We start from the raw sequence: 19903 nt of genomic DNA on the forward strand, positions 1-19903 counted from the left end.
GGGCGATTCCGTAATCAGCTGGCTTTAATCAGCCAGCATGATTCGGCGGCGAGCATTCCTGCGTAAAAGCAGGTTTTTTCGCGTTCCGGCCCGCTAGCAGCCTATTCCGCGCCGATATTCCTGCATCATCCAGGCTGCCCAGAAAGTCATTGTTTTCACTGAATCATACAAAATGGGAGAATGAAAAGAGTGAAATCTACCGACCGGATGTTCGGTAGTCAGTCACTCTTGCACGTTAGAGGTCAGTTGACGGAAAGTCCGCCGGACTTTCTCAAAAGCCTGCGAATAGGCTGGCTTTTTATCCTTTCTGTTTGATAAAGACCCAATGCCTGCCAAAGCGCAGGCTTTTCGCCATGTTTTCCCTCTATTGGACCGATCGGCCATATATTCCTGCGCAATCGCAGGCATTCTGCCTATAATGGCTACTTTTAGCTGAAATTCCTGCACTTTCGCAGGCTTCCCTCTCACCACCAACCGAATGTGTTGCCGTCACTCACTCTCATACGCTTAGAAGCTTAGCTAACGGAAGCGCTCCAACTGACTTTCTGGGCAGCCCGATCATCGCAGGCTTCCTGCCTCCTGGCACCTCTTTTAACCGAAATGGCTGCGCTTATGCAGGCTTGCTGCCCGCCTCCCCTGATTGAGCTCCCATAGAGCACCCTCAAGCCCAAAAAAACCTCCGGAACCCACAAAAATTGTGGGACCGAAGGTTTTATCGAGTCCATGCAACAGAGGCCGGGCAACAATCAGCAGACAGCTTTTGGACAGCCCCCTTGCTCTAACAACTAAAAAATAGTTTCGTTGAAGCCGAGCAATCTTTTCCTTCTGGCAGTCGCCCGATCCAGCACCTCTTGAGGCGCCTTGTACACCGCATTGTTGTCATGGCTCAGATGCGGCACAATGAATTTTTTGCGGTAAATGATCTGCTGAACGTATCTGGATGCGTTGCTCGTGTTGGGAGCGCCTCTGTGCCACACTTGGCTGTTGAACACGAGGCAGTCGCCAGCCTTTGCCAATACAGAGATGGGCTCAACGCCCTTGTAGGGCTCGATCTCTTCTGTGAATCCGAGATGCTTGCCTGCACGGTGCGAGCCGGGAACGACCTGTGTCGGGCCCATTTCTTCCGTAATATCATCCAGATAGTAGAGCGCATTAACGAGATAGACCGGCATTTGGATGCGGGGATCAATCTCGATGCCATCGGGCAGCGGGAAGAAGAGCGCCTCGTCCACATGCCATTTGCTGACCGCATTGTTGCTCGAAGTACGCATGCCATTCATGCTGCTTAATTGACAATCCGTTCCGAGAATCTCTTCAACAAAATCGATAACGGCCGGATGATCCACCAATGACTCGAACACTTCGCCCCGCTCGAACATAGGCCCCTGCAGCATGACCTTCTCATGCTTGCCTTCGAAAGCCTCCTGAATCCCGTTCTTAACAGCAGCTACCTGCTCAGCGTTCAGCGCATTGCGGAACACAATGTATCCATCCTTGTGAAATTGCTCTAATTCCTTGGCATATTGGCTAATCATCGCTTGCATTCTCATCACCTCATATTAGTATTTGGCACTCTGTACCGACCTGATTTTTTTCAAACGATCGCTAGTAAGAGACTGAGAAGTAACTTCGATTTTTTGCGGAATCTTGTATGGAGGCAGCTTGTCCTTGCAGAATTCCCAGATGCGGCTGCGCAGCTGCTTCAGACTTTCTTCCTGCTTCAGCCTGATCGTCGCCTTCACCATCTGGCCGGTAATTCCGCTCGGCGCGGAGCTGACGGCTACCTCCTCGATATTGCTCAGCAGCTGCAGCACGCTCTCCACCTCGGCCGGGAATACCTTCTCCCCGCCAACGTTGATAATATCGGATTTGCGCCCTAGAATTTGGATGAATTCCCCTTCCGTTCTGGCCATATCCCCGGTCCGCAGCCAGCCGTCCTCTGTGAACGGATGCGGCGCATTCAGATAGCCCAGCATAGCTGTCGGCGCTTTGACCTCAAGCATGCCGTCCACAATGCGATACTCGACCCCCGCGCCCTTCAATGCAAACAGGAGAGAATTCGAGTCCTTCGATTTGGTATGAAGAACGCCCAGCTCGGACATGCCGTAGGCTTGTACCGCACGTACGTGCGGGAACTGACTGTTCCATGCGGCAAGCGTGCTTTGGGGCATGACCTCGGAGCCGTAAGAGACAACTTCCAGACTGCTAAGATCGTAATCCTTGTAAGCCTCGCTGATCAGCAGCAGGTTCATAAAGGTCGGCGAAACGGGCAGCGCCTCTACTTTATAGGCCTCGATCATCCGGCAGATCTCCGCAGGCGACCGATCCGCAACAATAAGCAGACAGCCTCCGCCCGATACCGTCTGCAGCATCGTGTTGATCCCGCCGATATGGTCGAACATCATGAACGGTATCGTTCGTTTCGCGCGTCCCACCAGGCGGTATTTCTCCAGCAGCATGCCGGCATGATGAACCGCCGCCTTGCTTGTCCCGGTCGAGCCCGAAGTAAAGATAATTAATCCCGGCGCCTTCTCCTCCTGCAAACGGGCAATCCACGGGCTCCGTTCAGGGGCCGACGACTCGTCCTCGCAGGTCCCCCGCCCAGTCCTTGCAGCGACCGGCAGAATCTTCATGCCTTCGGGCCCTTCAATAATCCTCATCCCGGCTCCGGCTGTCTGCAAATACTTTATTTTCTGAGCTTCGACCAGGCTGCTGTCCACAGGGACAACAATGGAACGCAGTTCAAAGAGGGCAAATAACGTTGCTAGAGTAAAGGGAGAGTAGTCCCCTTCCAGGGAGACGATGCGGCCTGCAGCGCCTCCGCTGGCGTTCAGCTGCTCGATGCGAGCGCGGATGGCGGCGAGCAGCCAGTCGTATGAATACTCATCGCCGCGCCATACAACAGCAGCCCTGTCTCGAAACTGTTCGAAACGTTCCAGTAAGAAATGATGGAACATCCGCAGCCCCTCTCTTCTGAAGAAAGTCCATGCATTTACACGGCGGTTAGCACTTTAGGCAGCTTGTCCCTAATATAATCAATCAAACTCTCAATCGTGCGAAACGGACTGCTGCGATCGGACAGCGCGTTCTCTTCGGCCAAAAGCAGCTCAACGCCCATCCCATCCAGAATATCCTGTTCAATGATTGCGAGCAGCGAGATGAGACCGAGCGAGTCCAGATTCCCATCACGACCGTATAGAGGTGCCTGAAGGCCGAGCTCTACCGGGATTTTGGCATGACGGGTCGCATTGATTTCCGCGCAGCCCTCCAAAATAATGCGCAATAGCATGTCTTCATCCGGCAGAGGCAGAGGCGACCCGTCAGCGGCCGAACGTTTGCCGAGCAGCGGCACGCCCTGCAGAAGAGCAGCGACCCGTTCGTAGAACCGGTACTCCCTCTTGATGAGTTCATTGACAAAGGCATCCAGCAGCCGCAGCTGCTCCGCATTCATGACGCTCTTATCCGCTCTGAACCGGAACAGCTTATGCGCTTGCTCCCACTCCTTGATGATTTCACCGAATTCGATATGGATACTCGCATATTCCGGGCCGCACACCTCTGCCATATCCTGCAGCAGATCACGGAGAAAATAGCGGCTCCACCGCATGTCGAAAACCTGTACGGCAACGCTTTGCAGCTTCTCAGCATCCGTCATCGCCAACTGCAGATTCATCTTGATCCGGACAGATGCAGCATGGCCAAAATAAAAGGTTCGCTCGCCTTCGCTCACTTCTCTGCCGGACAGAAATTCGTGTGCGCTCGTCGCCAGCGTACTCCGCATAGCATCCTTGAGCGTCCCCGGCGTCAGCCGTTCCTCCATCTCAACTTCCAGCGTGCAGTACTTGAGCAGCTCTTCCCTGCGGCCTGCTTCGGCAAGCTCGGGAATGCTTACATTGCCTTTCCAGAACCCGTGGAAATCCTCCCTGCCGACAGGCCCGGAAAATTGCGCGGGCACGGGATCATAGACGAGCAGGTGATCATCATAAATGCCGTGCACGCCTATCCAGTGATCGACCAGGTACAAGCGCGAACCGGGCTCCGTATGTTTCTCAATGTATCTGGGATTCATATAATCGTCGCAATAAGGAAGGAAATAGCTGGTTCCCGTAGCCAGGAACAGCTCGCCCTCGCTTATGCGCGCTCTGATCTCTTTCAGACCCTGCTCAAAGTCAGGCAATCCCTTTCTTTCCGTCGTTGACCATATCGCTTCCTTATAGCCAAGCTTGGAGAAATACCAGCGCAAATTCCCCGTATCAGAAATAGCGGGCAGACCATACATTCTTGCGTTAGCGAGAAGGCTGAAGCGGCTCTCCGAGCCCTTCCGCTTCATCGCCTCATGAATGAATGGAAAATTGCACGGATAATAATAAGGGAGCTGGAGAACAGGATCAAAATGTGGTATCTGCATAATCCTTCCTCTCCGGACCGCTCTTGCCAAGCCCTTCCCACTGCTCCACCTCATAATGGAGCTCAACGTCTTTATCCGCTCTGAAGCAGCGGTTCCTGATTGGATTGCCCTCCGCATCCACCTCGAACATCCGGAAGCCCCGCGTGAACCGGAACTGATAGCCGCTGTCGCGCGGAACCATGAATTGTCCCTCGAACACCAGATTGCCGGTTGTCTCCAGCTTCATGCCCATACCGCCGTATATAGCCGAACGATCGGGGGTAGAAGACGGCACCTTCACACTCATGCGCACGCATACCAAATGGGACAGTTCCTTGATTACAGTAAATTGCCGGCTTGCCTGCAGGCCGTGAGCGATCAGGGTCACATTCGTAACGCCTTCGGCCTTCGGAATAATGACCCCGTCGCCGGTTACCTCCAGCACATCAGGATGCTCGACAATGTAAGTCCCCTCAAGCTCGCTCATCACAAAACCGCTGTCGTAATGAACCAGCGCATTGATAGACACGCTCATTCCCTGGAGACCGACATCATCTCTGGCGATTAATTCCAGTGCGACGGGCTTGCCGATTGTGCCGAACATATAGAGCAGAGGAATATGTACCCGCTCTCCCCAATCACGTTCTTGATGTGCGGCCTCCGGCTGCAGCAAGTAACCGATTTCATCACCATAACGGTATCCCCTGCCGATCAGTTCATCAACGGTCCCTCTAACATGACGGGGCAGGAACAGCCCCTCCGCATCTCCGATATCCATCCATATTTTCAACGCAGGCTTGCCCTCATACATGTCATAGATCGTTTCTTCAAACAGGCCGGAATCGGACTGCTCATCGAGACGCGCTTTGACAAAATAAGGCGAGAGCATCATCAGCTTGCCGAAAATATGCGGATTGCGAAAGCCGATATTGTACGTCGAAAGGGCGCCCGCAGACGAGCCCAATAGCGCGGTATGCCGAGGCTCCGTCAACGTGCGGAAGCGCTCGTCAATATACGGCTTCAGATCGTGGATAATAAAATCCTCATAATCCAGTCCCGAGCATTTTATATGCGCCAGCTCTTCATTGGGCGCGGTAAAGTGGTAGAACTCATTGGATTCTGTTGGCCTGACATGCGCGATTGCGACGATAATTATCTCTTCCATCAGTCCGTCAGCTATCAATCTGTCAGCGGCCTTATGGATGTTCCATGATTCAGTGCCTGGTTGTACGGGGTCGAATGCCCGCTGGCCAGCATGCATGTACAGAACCTGGTATCTTTTGTGCTCATTTTGTTCATAGCCTCGCGGCAAGTATATAAATAGCCTCCTGTCATTGTTTAATTTGTTTGCATGAAAATTCGATACGATGATGATCTTGGATTCATTCCTCAAGCTCACGCTCCGCCTCCTTATCAAGCAGGATCATTACGCATCAAGCGTTGTATGAATGTGTTCCTCACCTCCCTTTAGTCGTGATCAGCCATTCGCTTACCGGTTAGAAGATGCAAGCAACCCCGCTTCCTCAACAAAAGAAGCGGGGTTGTTTTTATAGCCTAGGTCCGGTATAAAAAGCAGGGCCCTCTGTTTTGATAACGCATACAATTACAATCAATTACATTTACATCCTAATATGTCAACAAAACATTTGTCAACCGCTTTTCCTGGCTCCTTCGCGAAAAAGATATTATTCCAATTAAACCGACAATTTTCAACAAAATCCCCCCCTCTCTTCCTTCATATACGCTATAATTATCGGATAAAACCCAATTCAAACCATACGGCCCATTTTTGCCGGGACGGTTGTCTGGAGGAGGATATATTCGTGTTTTTACCAAGCTTGCGCACTAGTCTTTCCCTTGTATTCGCCGTCCTTATCATCCTTATGTCGACACTGCTCAGCATAACGACAAGCAGCCGGTCAACCAACGAGCTCGAAGAGAAAATCGGCAACACCTTATCCGAAATCTCCTATCAAATGGCTGAAAATCTGGATCATTTCATGTGGTCTCGCGCCGGCGAAATTGAAGTTATAAGCAAGAGCGATATTTTGCGCAAACCTACTGATCCGCGCCGGGTGCATGAATATTTGGAGGATCTCAAACTGAACTTCCCCTCCTTCACCTGGGTCGGATTCTTGGATCCGCAAGGAACCATCGTCGCTTCGACCGGCGATATACTGGTCGGCAAAGATATCTCCGCCCGTCCGGTCTATAAAAACGCGCTGGCAAGCCAGTTTATCGGCGATGTTCACGATGCCGTTCTGCTCGCCAAGCTGCTTCCGAATCCTACCGGCGAACCGCTGCAGTTCGTTGATATCAGCACACCTGTCCATAATGCCGAGGGAGAGCTTGTCGGTGTCCTGGCCGCGCACCTCAGCTGGGAATGGTCGCGCCAAGTGGAGAACTCCATTATGAAGCCAATTCAGGAACGGATGGAGGAGCTTCAAATTCTGATCGTCAGCAAGCAGGACAATGTCGTCCTGCTTGGCCCCAAAGCTATGGTCGGACAGCCTCTTGAGCTGGCAAGCATTCGTGAAGCCCAGGCCGGCAACAATCATTGGATGACAGAGCAATGGCCCGATGGCCGCACTTATTTGACAGGTTACGCCTATGGAGACGGTTATTTGAATTACTTAGGCTTGGGATGGACTGTAGTCGTTCGCCAGCCAGTCGATGTCGCGTTCGAATCTGTCGGTGAGCTCCAAATGTCGATTTTAACGATAGGCTGCCTCGCCGCCCTCCTGTTCGCAATGATCGGCTGGTTCATCGCCGGTATTGTTGCCAAGCCGCTCAAGCGGATTGCAGTCGCTGCAGATCGTCTCCGCAGCGGCGAGCAGGTCGAAATCCCTTATCAGCGGAGCTATAAGGATATCGAAATTTTATCCTCCTCCCTTCGCAGCCTGGTCGATAACTTGACACGAACCGAGAATGCGCTCGGCGCAATGGAGAGCTTGGCCCACCACGATAAGCTGACCGGGCTTCCGAACCGGATCGCACTGGACTCCTATTTGGATAGAGCCATTCATAAAGCCGGGCAGAATGCGACAGCGCTGACCTTTCTTTATCTGGATCTGGACGGCTTCAAGAACATTAACGATTCGCTGGGACATGCCGCAGGCGACCAACTGCTTCAACTGGTGGCCGCCCGCCTTCTGTCCTGCGTGCGCGACGGCGAAATCGTATCCAGACTCGGCGGCGATGAGTTTGTCGCGATTCTGCATACCTCCCGCGAGCAGGCCGTCCAAGAAGGACTCCGCATTGCAGATGAAATTATCCGGCATCTGAACGAGCCCTTCGTCATCGAAGGCCAAGAGATTCAAATTGGCTGCAGCGTAGGCGGCTCCGTATGGCCAACTGACGGAGAAGATCCCATTGCGACCATGCGTCTTGCAGACGCGGCCTTGTATGCCTCCAAGCGAGCAGGCAAGAACCGCACCACCTTCACATCCACAGCGGAAGACCGCTAATTACATTCGTGCAGCGCTTGCCGCAGCAGGATGGATGCAAAAAGAGACGCCCCGGCACAATTCGTGCTGAACGCGTCTCTTTTTGCATCCCCTTTATCCCGCTTCGCCGCTCTCAAGCAGGCATAGCTGCTTCGCCTCGTCCGTTATGAACGGACTCCACTCTCCCGCTGCCTTGTAGAGATGGAGCTCATGCATGGCCCGAGTACATACGGTGTAGAATAATCTCCGTTCACTCTCGCGGCTGTATTGCCTGGATGAGCCATCATAGACAATAACGGCGTCGAATTCGACCCCTTTCGACAGGTAAGAGGGAATGACAACGACACCAGGCTCGAAGGACGAGGTCTCCTGCTCCAGCAGCCGGATCGGCGGAACAGCTCCCTTTAACGCTTCATAAGCAATACGGCTCTCAGCAATTGTTTTGCAGATGACCGCGATGGTTCCATGCCCTGCGGACAACAGCTCTTCAATCCGCTCTCCAACCAACCGATGCAGCTCCGCTTCACCTGAAGCCGCTGTGAGCGTCGGTTTGATGCCATCGCGATTAAATGGCTCGATGGCATTCCCGTCATCGATGAACCGGCTCGTAAATTCAACAATCTGCCTTGTAGAGCGGTAGCTCCGCGTCAGCACAATCGTCTCCGTCTCCTCCTGCTCATACAGCTCCTTCAAGGCTGCGAACCCTCCGCTCCCTCCGGATGTGTGCGCATTAATAGACTGATTCAGATCGCCAAGCGCTGTCACCTTGCTCCGAGGAAACATCCGCTTCAAGAAGGCGAACTGAAAAGCCGTATAGTCCTGCGCTTCGTCGATGATCAGATGCCGAACCGACGTATTCGTCTGGAATCCGCGTATTCGTTCAACCAGATACAGGAACGGCGTCGCATCCTCATAGGCCATATCCCCGCAATCCAGCCGTCCCCGTGTCGCGGTGCAAATATCCGGCCAATTCTGGGGGAGACTGCACGATTCATCGGCAATTGCACGGGCAAATGCGGGCTCGGCAAAGAGCTGGCGATAGATCGATTTCAGATCGATAAATCCGAGCTTCTTGATCCGTGAACGGAGAGGCTTGAACCTCTCTTTCACTACATATTTCGCCAGAAGCATCTGCTCGCGCTCATAATCGTCGAATGATTTGCCTGAGAAGCCCTTTTGCCGCTTCAGGCTCTGGAACGCCTTCAGATAGGTTTCCTTGTCCAGCAGCTCGATCTCGTTCTCCACCCAAGCCTCGCTGCATGCCGCCTGCTCGCGCTCCTTCAGCTGCTCCAGCAGCCAATCTGCCACCAGGCGCAGCCGGTTCGGAATCGGTATGGCATGATCCAGCGTATAGAAATACGCTGCCAGCGCTTCAGCATCTACCATCGGCTCTCCGCGGAACACCAGACTTCGGAATACGAGACCCTGCGTGCTTAAGTGAACCAGATAACGTTCAATAAGCGCGGCGTAACTCATCGATGCCTTGTAACGAATGCCTCCCATTCTCGCTGCGTATTCCGGATCGTCCCCCGCAGTGAGCGCATATTCAAGCTGTTCATACGGCCCTTCCAGCTTGAACGCTTTGCCAATTCGATAGACAAGATAGTCCTGGAAGGTCGTCTGCTGCATATTGTCCTCGCCCAGCTCAGGCAGCACGGTGGCAACATAGCTGTTGAACATCGGATTCGGCGAGAATAATACCACTTGATCGGCAGTTAGAGTGCCTCGATAGCGGTAGAGCAGATAAGCGACACGTTGAAGCGCTGCCGATGTTTTACCGCTCCCGGCCGCCCCCTGAACAACGAGCAGCCGGCTGCGCTCATTGCGGATAATACGATTCTGCTCCCGTTGAATCGTCGCGACAATACTCTTCATCTGGGCGTCGGATTGTTTGCCCAACACCTCCTGAAGCAGCTCATCGCCAATCGTCACACCTGTGTCGAACAGGCTGACGATCGCGCCATCACGGATCATATATTGCCGTTTGAGCTGCAGTTCCCCTTCAATCATCCCCATCGGAGTTTCATATCGGGCTGGACCGGGCGGATAGTCATAATAAAGACTGGAGACCGGAGCGCGCCAATCATAGATCAAATAGTTCTCGTCACTGCCATCCCGCAGTGATGCAATGCCGAGATAGATGGCATCCGCTGCCTGCTCCCCTTCCTCCTTATAATCGATCCGGCCAAAATAAGGCGAGAGCTGAAGCTTATTCAACGTGCGCAGCTGAAGCGCGGCTTGGCGGTGTGTCCGCTCCCGCTCCGACAAGAGCTCAGCCTGCTGCTTCATACTCGCATACGTTTCCGCCATTTCTGTCGCATCTTCGAAATTGACAGTAACATCATCCCAGAAATTTTTACGTATATCGACCATTTCGGATTTCGTATCTAATGTCTCCTGCTCCAGCAGAGCAATTCGTCTATTGATTTCGGCTACAACCTCATCCACTCGCTTCTGCTCAAGCGCCCAATCCTGATTGGTTTGATTCATGACAACCATCCTTTCCAGCACTATCGATCAAACAATCCTATCCAAATAACGATTGACACGGCCAAGGACATCGTGCTATAATTATTTTGGATAATACTATTTTTCGGAAACTTACTCTTTTGAGTCCAAGTTTGATTTTATCAGACTCTGACCGCAAGAGCAACCTAATCTTATCATCAATCAATATCTTATAGAGGCTGTCCCCCATGTCATTCCTAATGACGGGGGACAGCCTCTCTTGTGCTTTCCACGAGAAATGATGATCAATGACGGGACTCATGCCAGCTTCCAGGCTCCGAATTGGATAGGAAATGAAAACCCGCTTCATAATACATACACATCCCTCCAGTTGAATGAAGATATTGAATGTCTATCCAGTGTTGCTATGTAGAGGAGAGATTAGAGAGATGCACCTTATATGCCATATAGCAATTGGATTGCTGCTGGCAGCAGGCCTTGATGAAGGCGCCTCTGCTGCAGTTGCGGGAGCTGCCGGACAGCAATCGGCAAAGGTGCTCACGATTGCGCACCGCGGCGCATCCGGTTATGCTCCCGAGAATACGATGGCCGCTTTTGAGAAGGCACTGGAGCTCGATGCCGATTATATTGAGCTTGATGTGCAGCTGAGCAGGGATGGCCGTCTCATGCTCATACATGATACGACCGTTAACCGTACCACGAACGGAACCGGCTTGGTGGGCAGCATGACCTATGATGAGCTCAAAACTTTAGATGCCGGGAGCTTCTTCTCTCCTGCGTTTGCAGGTGAGCCTATCCCCTCCTTAGATGAAGCCCTTGATCGCTATCATAATCGAATCGGCATTCTAATCGAGATCAAATCGCCCCATCTCTATCCAGGCATCGAGGAGAAAATAGCTCAAGCACTTCGGGTTCGCGGCCTGCATCAGTCGAATGATCAAAAAATTATTGTACAATCCTTTGACTTCCAATCTTTGAAAAAGTTCCACAGCCTGCTCCCCGAAGTACCCATTGGTGTTCTGACAGCAGGCTCCTATCACTTAACGGAGGAGATGCTGGCTGAATTCAGCGCATATGCGGATTATATCAATCCGAATCTCCTGTTCGTAAATGAAGATGTCGTTCAGCGCATTCATGCTCACGGAATGGGGATCATGACATGGACCGTACGCGATGCGGCGCAAGTACGTCCTCTCCTGAAACTGAATGTCGAAGGCATTATTACCGACTACCCTGATTATGTAATCCGTGAGCGAAGTTAGTAACAGATAAAAAGCAAAGGCTTGTCCTCTTCCGCGAGAGAACAAGCCTTTGCTGTGTTTCTTCGATGCAAATGTCTAATTATGTGACGGCACCGCTTATTTAGTGAACACGTGGCTGCCGATCCTCAGAATAATCTCACGGGTTCTGATCCACTGCGAGGTGGCAGTATCCGGGTTGTAATAGAACAATGCATGACCAGTGGGATCCCAGCCTTTAACGGCATCCTTGGCGGCCTGGAAAGCCGTAGCATCAGGAAGAAGCCAATATTGTCCGTCCATTACGGCGGTGAAGGCATAGGGCTCCATAATAACTTCGGTCAATGTGTGCGGGAATAACGGGGATTGCAGCCTGTTCATAACAACAGCACCTACAGCCACTTGACCTTTGTACGGTTCACCCCGGGCTTCCGAATAGACAACCCTTGCAAGCTTGGAGAGCTCCGGCTTGCTGACCGAAACCTTTTTCAAAGCGGCCCATGTTCGGGAACCCGCGATACCGTCAGCAGGAAGGCCATAGACCTTCTGAAAACGCGATACAGCATTACGGGTTGCTGCACCATAATAAGTCGTGATCGTTGAGGCGTGGTAATGGCCGAGCAGCTGCAGCCTGTATTGCAAATCCGGTACATCCGGCCCGTTGCTGCCAAGCTTCAACGCGGGTGGCGCAGCAGCTTCGGCACGGCCTAGCGGGGTTGCTGCCGCAATCATTACGACGATGAGAACCAGCATACTAAGATGTCTGAACATGTTGTGTTTAGCTCCTCCTCACGCTTTTAGCGTTATAATATTGGGCTTTTGCCTGCGTCACTAATTCTAGCATGCCAGACAGACTGACCCTTGGTTTCCTAATAAATTTTAATGTTCCAAAATATGAAAAAAAGACCGCCAACACCGCAGTCTGCGGTGTCGGCGATCCTGGCTCGCTCACCCGGCATTATTTGCCGAGCAATATTTTTGCATAAGGTGATTCGATCGGCATAATAATGACCGGCTCGTTCTTCATCGTAGTCACATAGCTTTCCAGCGTGCGATAGAAGCTGTAGAACTGCGGATCCTTGCCGTAGCTCTGGTTGTATATTTTAGCCGCTTCCTGCTCGCCTTGAGCAATGATCTTCTTCGCATCTGCCTCCGCTTGGGCAATCAGCTCAACAGCTGACCGATCCGCCTTCGAGGTGATTTTCCGCGACTCCTCGTCACCCTCTGACAGATAACGCGCCGCAATCGATTGCCGGTCAGAAATCATCCGATTGTAAACGCTCTGCTTGTTCCCCTCTGGCAGATCAGTTCGTTTAATCCGCACATCGATGATCTTGATTCCGTAGTTGTCGCGCTCCAGTGCAGTAGCGACATCCTTCGTAATCTCATCGTTAATATTACCGCGTTCCGTATTTTCACTGATAATATTATCGTAGTTGATCTCTGAGAGCTTGCGTCGCACCGTATTATAAACCGCTTCATCGATCCGTTGCACCCCGGATGTAACCGTCTGAACAGATTGAAGGAATTTTTCTACATCTACAATTCTCCACACCGTATAGTTGTCCACAATAATCGGCTTCTTGTCTTTCGTCAGAATCGAGGTCGGATTACTGTCATAGGTCATTTGATACTTCGGCAGTGATTTCACAGATTCAATCAGGGGAATTTTGAGCTTGAGCCCCGGACTTTCACTGACTCTCACAGCTTCACCGAACTTGAGCACGACCTTGTACTCGCCCTCCTTAACAATATACACCGAGGAGAATAAAAGAATAACTGCGGCGATTGAAGAGAGCAGAATAATAACTAGACGTTTATTCATTTGGATGCTCCTCCTTGTCCGGCGTTATTGGCTCCTGCTGCCGCGGCTCCAGTACCGCCCCGAAGAAGCTCATTAATCGGCAAATATTTGACCGTCTCTCCTGAAGACTCCGAGATGAACAGCTTGGCATTCGGCAAAATTTTCTCAAGTGTTTCTAGAATCAAACGACTCTCCGTAACACTCTTGTTCGCTGCATATTGCGATTGGATTGCATTAAACTTGGCGACATCGCCCTGCGCATTCAAAATACGTGATTTCTTCTGTGCTTCAGCGTTCTCAATCAGAGCCTGTGCTTCCCCTCTCGCTTTTGGTATCCGGTCATTCTCATACTTGGCTGCATTGTTAATTTTCGTATTCTTCTCTTCACGGGCATTCGTTACCTCACGGAATGCTTCCTCAACCTGACCGCTTGGCGGTTCAATATCCTGGAATTTAATATCGACGATATGAATGCCTGTTTCATACTTCTGATGAAGCTCCAGCAGCTTGGCATAAACCTTGCTCTGAATCTCTGTCTTACCGTCCGTAATCGCGTAATCAAGCTTCGAAGAACCGATAATAGAACGGATTGACGAGATTGCGGAATTCCGGAGGAATGTCTCCGGATCTTCAATATTGTACAGATAATCTCGAATATTGCTAATTTTCCACTGTACGACGGCATCCGCCGAAACAATATTCTCATCGCCCGTAATCATCAGCGCTTCTTCATCAACAGGTGTAACGGTATCGCCTTCCTGACGGTAACCGATATAGATGCGTTGCGTTAGATTAGCCGGAACCTTGATGACCCTTTGAATGGGATAAGGCCACTTGAATCCAAGCCCTGCTTCACTCTCACCCGTATATTTTCCAAACGTAAGGATCGCCGCTTTCTCTTGTTCCTGAACCGTATAAAACATCGTGCTGCCAATTCCTAGTACTACTGCCACAATAACACCGATCACAATCTTTTTCATCAGACCTGGCGGGAGCTGAGGCGGCTTGCTCGGCTGAGGTCGTTCCATGGATTCGTACATTTACCTTCCCCTCTCTATTTGTTCATATAGCACCTGATACGAACCAATACAGAAATTGTTTCAAGTTTTTTCAAAATGGCCTAGCCCTGCGGGCCTTCTGACAACAATTGTCTGATCTCTTCCAGACGCTTAATCATCGCCTTCAGCTCAATCGCCAGAAAATCTTCATCAGCAGCTTCAAAGGCTGCTTTCAATTTCATTATCGCTGTCTCCGTATCCGGGAGCAGCGCAAAAGCTTGCTCCGCATGCTGATAGAACGGATGAACGGTCTCTTTAGAATTTGTTGTCATTGTAAGTACTCCCTCCAATAATTCAATATGAAAACAACCACCCGCAAACATGCGAATGGTTGTTGCTGCGACCTGCTAAATCATTTGGACGACGAAGATTTGGTCAGAATCATCATAATTGTAATGAGCGTAAATGCAATAAGCGCCAGGAACGGAATCGTAATAAACCCGAGCCAATTGATATAGTCAACATTGCAAGGCACGCCATACTTGCACGGCCTGATTGCAGAGAATCCGGGCACTTTTTGCTCCATGTAGTGAAAGATCGATATACAACCGCCGAAAATGCTTAGAGGCAGCACATACTTTTTGATCGACGTGTCGCCTTTGAATACAGCAATGCCAAGAATAATACTTAACGGATACATTAAAATCCGTTGATACCAGCATAATTCGCACGGTATGTATTCTAACACTTCACTAAAATACAGGCTGCCCAGAGTAGCGACGACCGCTACGATCCAAGCCATGTACAACGTATACTCGCGAATACGCATAAACTGCCCCTCTCCCGAACGTTCGCTTACAGCTTTTCTTCTATCAGCTCAACAATAGCGTCATAGTCAAACGGATCATCCAGCATGACATCATTAATCATGATGGTTGGTGTTTGTTTTACTTTGAAATTGCGAACCAGGTCCTCGTCAATGGTAACCTGAGGTTGCGTTGCTAAAGTTTCAATATCGCTTTTCAGCTTAGCCATATCGATGCCTGGTTGGATTGTTTGTGCGACCTCCAGCATCTTGTTCACAGTTACCCAATTGCTTTCCACATCAGGCTGGGCTCTGAACAAAGCTTCGTGGAACGGCCAAAAAGCTTCAGGATTTTGCGCAAGCACCGATTCCGCAGCAAGCGAGCTCATTCTCGACTCTTCACCGTGGAACAACACATTAATGAAAGAAAAATTAGCTTTACCAGTATCTACATAATCCTTCACAAGCTTAGGATAAATTTGCTCGCCCCAGTATTTGCAGGATGGGCACTTGTAATCTCCGAACTCGTATATTGTAACCTTTGCATCCTTGTTGCCAAGGAGCGGTTGACCCGTGAGCTCAGGCGCATTATCAAAAGATTGATACTTACCCGCTTCTTTCGACATCTGATTCAATACGAACAATGTGACGATCAGTGCAATAACAATAAGTGTAAAAATAACTAAATTGCGCGATTTGGCTTGTTTTTTTGCCATTAAGTACCTCTCCTATTTGATATTGTTGTCATGCGATGAAAGCCTGATACTTGTGTGGGGGGATATTTCGCCATCTTGCACAGACATTTTATCACAAAATCGATCACAATGTGTGAATGTATGATGACAAACTGCTAATTCTTGCACTTTCTTTCCCCGTTCACACAATCAGGTGCTGTTAGTATCCGGATATATGTCGGCTATTTTTTCTTTTGGCCATTATCCCTTTCGCTCAGAATCATATTTTTCACTTCTTTTCAGCAAAGAGGTTCGTACAAACCTGAGAATCACCCATTTCACCGGAGGTCTCACAACGCTCGTTCTAATTTGTTGGAACGGTTCGAAGCTTGAACGGGGATCGTACAGTTGAACATTGTAAAATGATGGTTGACGTTAATTTTTTTGGGCGAAGGCTTGATCAGAGAACATATGTTTGGTAAAATACAAATAGGAACACACGTTCTTTTCGGTTCTGGTTTAATAGCGGGGCAAACGAACCATCAATTCTCGTAACACGAGATTTATGCGTGAAGGGGCGAGTATGAGAATGACACAACTGAACTTTGAGGAGTTTTGTAATCATTTTCATAACGAGAAGGCATGCTTTGAGGTATTATACAGGGCCAAGTGGCCCAGTGGATTCTGCTGCGTACGATGCGGACATCGGAATGCCTCTTTAATTTGCACTCGCAGATTGCCTCTTTACGAATGCCTTGGCTGCGGCTATCAGGCTTCACTTATCACAGGAACTATTATGGAGGGCAGCCGCACACCTCTGCATAAGTGGTTTCAGGCCATATTTCTTCTTGCATCGCCGGATGCCTCTACTAACGCAGTCAAACTCTCTTCCATTATTAAAGTTACCTACAAAACTGCCTGGTTGATTATGCATAAAATACGTTTCGCCATGAGCCAGGCCACTGCACATGAATTGCTGACTGGAATCGTGCGAGTGAACGCAGCTGTTTATGGTAAACCCTACAACCCGACCGTTAATCGCCATCCTCAGGAGCATCCTCTCCTAGTCGGCGCATCCATTAGTCCGCATGGTGAAATAACCCATGTAAAAATGATGCAGCTTCAATCCGCGCATCTTTCGCCTAATGGTATTCTTCGTTCTGGCACTGCCCATTTTGTGGAGCGCCATGTGGAGGCTTCATCTGACGTAACTGTCGAGACCAAGCGTTATAATCTTCGGGGCCATCAACCATTGATACAATGGTGCAGAAGAGCAAGCAATTGGATGAAAGACGTCTACCACGGCATCGGCCCGAAACACCTTCAAGTATATTTGGATGAGTTTTGTTACCGTTTGAACCATACACTGCGACACGAATCAGCTTTTGAGCCTCTATTCAAACAATGTGCGACAACTGCTCCCATCACATACGCCCGGTTAACTCGCAACCATTCATGTCCGCGCCGGATTCAACTTTCTGCAGTGGCGGCGTGATTTTTAACGGCATACCAGAAATTCAAAAATACTTATCACTTCACTACAAGTGCACTACAAGCGCACCACAAGCACTAATGCTATGCAAGTTGCGCAGCCATAATATAACTGCATTCGCTCAATCTGAGTCAAGGGGATAATGGACAAAGGCCACAAAAAACTGCTATCCCCCACCCGCTCAGGTATAAAAAGAGCCTCCTTCCGACCATCCTAAATAAGAGGAGGGGGGGTGAACAATATGGCTAAAGATGTGTTATGTGAAGTAAACTCATGCAAGTATTGGGCGGCAGGTAATAACTGCAACGCTTCCTCGATCTATGTCGTCAGCAACCGAGGAAAGCAAGCAAGCCACTCTGAAGAAACAGATTGTAAAACATTCGAATCAAAAATTTAATTAACCGTTTGCGCTCGCCAACTTTAGCTTAATTGTACTGCTGACGAGCTGTCTTTTCCCGAAGACAGCTCGTCCCTTCTTTTATGTAGTATAACCAGGAGTGATAATTATTATCAGTGAGAATGATGGGAGGTGTACGAATTGAGCGACACACATGAATTTGTGGAGAAGGTAAAGGATACACAGAAGAAAGATCAGAAGAACCGGGAGCACTATGGCAAAGGAACTCCTTCCTCGAAGCTCCCTTCCAAACAGCATAGCAACAACCCCTAAGTTACAATCTGCCACTATAGATCGCGTAATGCTTTCTTGGTGGCTTCCTTCACTACACACAGAAAGTAATCATGGAGTCCTGCCTCGTGATACAATGTATAGTAGCTTCAAATTCAATAGGGGGTATGATCATGGGTCTCATTATTAAGAGATTAGTGACCTCTCAGCAACTGATTGATTGGAAGGAGTCTTTCGTTGATCATAGCGTTCAGAGAACAGAACAATATTACGAAGGCTGTTTTAATGAAAATAGTAGCGGAGCACGATTAACTTTATTAGCTTATTGGAATATGACGATTGCAGGCTGCGCACATGTTATGTTTGATACAGATTACCCTTTTTTTCAGAGCAATCACATTCCTGAGATTAATGATCTGCTTGTATTCCCCGAATATCGCAAACAAGGAATTGCTAATGAGCTTCTGGAGCAGTTAGAGAACCACGTCGCAAGAAGCCATCAACGAGTCGGTATTGGAGTCGGTCTCAATAAGGATTATGGTGCAGCGCAAAGGATCTATTGCAGAAGAGGCTACATACCTGATGGCCATGGGGTCATCTATCAGAATGAAGAAGTCAATGCAGGCGCAACTGTTACGGTCAGCGATGAACTCATCTTCTATATGGTGAAAGAACTCAATTAAACAAGAGCGCCAGAAAATTCCCCGACGCTCTCGCTTTACTCCTGTTAAACCCCCACTTTCCAGGAGGTATACCAATCCTGAATCTCTGCCGTTGGCTGATAGCCGAGCTCCTCAGACATGATTCTGTGCAGCTGCTCGTACTGCTTTTCAACTAATGCTATATCTCCCAGTTTCATATATAGCTTCATCAAAGCAAAATGAATTTGCTCCGCATGAGGAAAATTGTCCACAATTCGGCTGTAGAGGATGATCGCTTCTGACAGCCGGTTCGCGGCGCTTAACCAATCCGCAATTTCTTTGACATGCTTGTGCCAGATAATCCTCATGCGGAGACGTTCGCTCTCTGCCCATGCATAATCATAGTCAGCCAAATAATCACCTGCGTACATCTCCGCCAGCTTAAGATGCGAATCAATGGTGGCAGCCGAGATCGGCGGCGCTTCTTCGATTCCCCGCTCCCACAGCTCCGTATCCAATCTAAGGTTCGGAATCTCCATCTTATATCCATTTTCATTGCTCGTAATGATACATTTTATGCCGATAGAGGTTATTGTCTTCCGAATTTGATAGATAGCCGTATACAGCTGCGTATATCCCCGCTTGTAATCAACCTCCGGCCACAGCGTCTCCAGCAAAATATCTTTGCGTATGAGCTGACCATGCCGCAACAGCAGCAATGCAAACAGCTCCTGCGCTTTATTCGTGCGCCATCGGATCGGTTCCCATTTGCCCCCCTCATATTCCAGCTCCATTCGCTGAAAACAATGAAATAATGGCGCTTCTGGAATCTTCAACCCATCGGATGCCGTAAATCGGGATTTCACCAGCCGGTGCCTTAGCGATATTTGCTCGCTTACCCTCTCTACTGTCCGCGTAAGCCTCTCTAACGCCACCGGTTTCAATAAGTAATCGATCGCGTTCAGCTCGAATGCTTTAATCGCATATTCATCATATCCGGTTACAAACACAATTTGAACCTCTGGCTGCACACTCTGGATAGCCTCCGCCAACGCAATTCCGTTCTGTCCAGGCATCTCAATGTCGAGAAAAACAACATCCACAACCTGTCTCGATACCGCTTGCAGCGCTGACTCCGCATTCATCAACTCCAGAACGATATCAATGCCGCCAACTTTCTCCAGCTGTCTACTTAGTATGCTAAGCGCCAGCTTCTCGTCATCAACTAGCATGGCTCTCACCCTCGTCCACCTCATCTTTATATGGGATTCCGACTCCATTATGCTCGTCCAGGTATTTCCTTCTTTACTTTTCGGCACAT

The 19903-nt window shown here is 49.7% G+C and carries 18 protein-coding genes; 6 read left to right on the forward strand and 12 right to left on the reverse strand.

From position 1 onward, the window contains the following. Window positions 1–785: 785 nt before the first annotated feature. The 4 genes from K0T92_RS00215 to K0T92_RS00230 are packed head-to-tail and all read right to left on the reverse strand — an operon-like array spanning window position 786 to window position 5780. Window positions 786–1544, reverse strand: coding sequence for a phytanoyl-CoA dioxygenase family protein (locus K0T92_RS00215; protein ID WP_219870414.1), 759 nt, complete (start codon window positions 1542–1544; stop codon window positions 786–788). Window positions 1545–1559: 15 nt separating this feature from the next. Further along, the gene (locus K0T92_RS00220) at window positions 1560–2957 is read right to left on the reverse strand and encodes a class I adenylate-forming enzyme family protein (protein ID WP_219870415.1); all 1398 of its coding nucleotides are present in this window, start codon (window positions 2955–2957) and stop codon (window positions 1560–1562) included. A gap of 35 nt (window positions 2958–2992) precedes the next feature. Further along, window positions 2993–4408 carry a hypothetical protein gene (locus K0T92_RS00225; protein WP_219870416.1) on the reverse strand — a complete coding sequence of 472 codons (1416 nt, stop codon included), beginning with the start codon at window positions 4406–4408 and terminating at the stop codon, window positions 2993–2995. Then, on the reverse strand, window positions 4389–5780 hold the full coding sequence (locus K0T92_RS00230) for an alpha/beta hydrolase (protein WP_219871139.1): 1392 nt from the start codon (window positions 5778–5780) through the stop codon (window positions 4389–4391). Before K0T92_RS00230 ends, K0T92_RS00225 begins: the two co-directional genes overlap by 20 nt. A gap of 430 nt (window positions 5781–6210) precedes the next feature. Here K0T92_RS00230 and K0T92_RS00235 point away from each other — a divergent pair, with 430 nt between their 5' ends. Continuing rightward, window positions 6211–7854 (forward strand): diguanylate cyclase domain-containing protein, encoded by a 1644-nt coding sequence (locus K0T92_RS00235; protein WP_343223602.1) that lies wholly within the window; start codon window positions 6211–6213, stop codon window positions 7852–7854. A 93-nt stretch (window positions 7855–7947) separates the two neighbouring features. Here K0T92_RS00235 and helD read toward each other — a convergent pair whose 3' ends face one another. Next, window positions 7948–10323, reverse strand: coding sequence for an RNA polymerase recycling motor HelD (gene helD / locus K0T92_RS00240; RefSeq protein ID WP_219870417.1), 2376 nt, complete (start codon window positions 10321–10323; stop codon window positions 7948–7950). 407 nt (window positions 10324–10730) lie between these two features. On the opposite strand from helD, the gene K0T92_RS00245 reads away from it, so the two are divergent. Continuing rightward, window positions 10731–11564, forward strand: a complete 834-nt coding sequence (locus tag K0T92_RS00245) for a glycerophosphodiester phosphodiesterase (protein ID WP_219870418.1) — start codon at window positions 10731–10733, stop codon at window positions 11562–11564. 96 nt (window positions 11565–11660) lie between these two features. Here the strand turns inward: K0T92_RS00245 and K0T92_RS00250 are convergent, their stop codons facing one another. From K0T92_RS00250 to K0T92_RS00275, 6 genes are all read right to left on the reverse strand, one after another. Continuing rightward, entirely contained in the window at window positions 11661–12311 is a 651-nt protein-coding gene (locus K0T92_RS00250) for a cell wall hydrolase (protein ID WP_219870419.1), read from the reverse strand. A 187-nt stretch (window positions 12312–12498) separates the two neighbouring features. Next, window positions 12499–13365 carry a protease modulator HflC gene (gene hflC, locus K0T92_RS00255; protein WP_219870420.1) on the reverse strand — a complete coding sequence of 289 codons (867 nt, stop codon included), beginning with the start codon at window positions 13363–13365 and terminating at the stop codon, window positions 12499–12501. Next, on the reverse strand, window positions 13362–14384 hold the full coding sequence (gene hflK / locus K0T92_RS00260; RefSeq protein ID WP_219870421.1) for an FtsH protease activity modulator HflK: 1023 nt from the start codon (window positions 14382–14384) through the stop codon (window positions 13362–13364). The genes hflC and hflK overlap by 4 nt, the downstream gene beginning before the upstream one ends. A gap of 80 nt (window positions 14385–14464) precedes the next feature. Further along, window positions 14465–14674 (reverse strand): coiled-coil domain-containing protein 22, encoded by a 210-nt coding sequence (locus K0T92_RS00265; RefSeq protein ID WP_219870422.1) that lies wholly within the window; start codon window positions 14672–14674, stop codon window positions 14465–14467. Window positions 14675–14754: 80 nt separating this feature from the next. Continuing rightward, window positions 14755–15171, reverse strand: coding sequence for a disulfide oxidoreductase (locus K0T92_RS00270; RefSeq protein ID WP_219870423.1), 417 nt, complete (start codon window positions 15169–15171; stop codon window positions 14755–14757). A gap of 26 nt (window positions 15172–15197) precedes the next feature. Further along, entirely contained in the window at window positions 15198–15863 is a 666-nt protein-coding gene (locus K0T92_RS00275; RefSeq protein ID WP_219870424.1) for a DsbA family protein, read from the reverse strand. 547 nt (window positions 15864–16410) lie between these two features. On the opposite strand from K0T92_RS00275, the gene K0T92_RS00280 reads away from it, so the two are divergent. The 4 genes from K0T92_RS00280 to K0T92_RS00295 all read left to right on the forward strand — a co-directional run bounded on the left by K0T92_RS00280 (window position 16411) and on the right by K0T92_RS00295 (window position 18624). After that, on the forward strand, window positions 16411–17316 hold the full coding sequence (locus K0T92_RS00280) for an IS1595 family transposase (RefSeq protein ID WP_219870425.1): 906 nt from the start codon (window positions 16411–16413) through the stop codon (window positions 17314–17316). A gap of 238 nt (window positions 17317–17554) precedes the next feature. Next, window positions 17555–17710: a DUF1540 domain-containing protein gene (locus tag K0T92_RS00285; protein ID WP_219870426.1), complete on the forward strand. Its 156-nt coding sequence runs from the start codon at window positions 17555–17557 to the stop codon at window positions 17708–17710. A gap of 132 nt (window positions 17711–17842) precedes the next feature. Then, window positions 17843–17983, forward strand: coding sequence for a DUF4023 domain-containing protein (locus K0T92_RS00290; protein WP_425517597.1), 141 nt, complete (start codon window positions 17843–17845; stop codon window positions 17981–17983). A gap of 131 nt (window positions 17984–18114) precedes the next feature. After that, complete coding sequence (locus tag K0T92_RS00295; protein ID WP_219870428.1) at window positions 18115–18624, forward strand: GNAT family N-acetyltransferase; 510 nt, start codon at window positions 18115–18117, stop codon at window positions 18622–18624. A 44-nt stretch (window positions 18625–18668) separates the two neighbouring features. On the opposite strand, the gene K0T92_RS00300 is transcribed toward K0T92_RS00295, so the two are convergent. Then, the gene (locus K0T92_RS00300; protein ID WP_246627825.1) at window positions 18669–19814 is read right to left on the reverse strand and encodes a response regulator; all 1146 of its coding nucleotides are present in this window, start codon (window positions 19812–19814) and stop codon (window positions 18669–18671) included. Window positions 19815–19903: the final 89 nt, after the last annotated feature.

The organism is Paenibacillus oenotherae (assembly GCF_019443105.1).
In the GTDB taxonomy this organism is placed as follows: Bacteria; Bacillota; Bacilli; order Paenibacillales; family Paenibacillaceae; genus Paenibacillus_Z; species Paenibacillus_Z oenotherae.

Bases quoted from the DNA above. Each gene is read 5' to 3' on its own strand.
- K0T92_RS00280 (WP_219870425.1), top strand. From the start codon at position 16,411: ATGACACAACTGAACTTTGAGGAGTTTTGTAATCATTTTCATAACGAG.
- K0T92_RS00300 (WP_246627825.1), bottom strand. From the start codon at position 19,814: ATGCTAGTTGATGACGAGAAGCTGGCGCTTAGCATACTAAGTAGACAG.
- K0T92_RS00285 (WP_219870426.1), top strand. From the start codon at position 17,555: ATGGCTAAAGATGTGTTATGTGAAGTAAACTCATGCAAGTATTGGGCG.
- hflC (WP_219870420.1), bottom strand. From the start codon at position 13,365: ATGAATAAACGTCTAGTTATTATTCTGCTCTCTTCAATCGCCGCAGTT.
- K0T92_RS00265 (WP_219870422.1), bottom strand. From the start codon at position 14,674: ATGACAACAAATTCTAAAGAGACCGTTCATCCGTTCTATCAGCATGCG.
- K0T92_RS00220 (WP_219870415.1), bottom strand. From the start codon at position 2,957: ATGTTCCATCATTTCTTACTGGAACGTTTCGAACAGTTTCGAGACAGG.
- K0T92_RS00295 (WP_219870428.1), top strand. From the start codon at position 18,115: ATGGGTCTCATTATTAAGAGATTAGTGACCTCTCAGCAACTGATTGAT.
- K0T92_RS00225 (WP_219870416.1), bottom strand. From the start codon at position 4,408: ATGCAGATACCACATTTTGATCCTGTTCTCCAGCTCCCTTATTATTAT.
- hflK (WP_219870421.1), bottom strand. From the start codon at position 14,384: ATGTACGAATCCATGGAACGACCTCAGCCGAGCAAGCCGCCTCAGCTC.
- K0T92_RS00270 (WP_219870423.1), bottom strand. From the start codon at position 15,171: ATGCGTATTCGCGAGTATACGTTGTACATGGCTTGGATCGTAGCGGTC.
- K0T92_RS00250 (WP_219870419.1), bottom strand. From the start codon at position 12,311: ATGTTCAGACATCTTAGTATGCTGGTTCTCATCGTCGTAATGATTGCG.
- helD (WP_219870417.1), bottom strand. From the start codon at position 10,323: ATGAATCAAACCAATCAGGATTGGGCGCTTGAGCAGAAGCGAGTGGAT.
- K0T92_RS00245 (WP_219870418.1), top strand. From the start codon at position 10,731: ATGCACCTTATATGCCATATAGCAATTGGATTGCTGCTGGCAGCAGGC.
- K0T92_RS00275 (WP_219870424.1), bottom strand. From the start codon at position 15,863: ATGGCAAAAAAACAAGCCAAATCGCGCAATTTAGTTATTTTTACACTT.
- K0T92_RS00215 (WP_219870414.1), bottom strand. From the start codon at position 1,544: ATGCAAGCGATGATTAGCCAATATGCCAAGGAATTAGAGCAATTTCAC.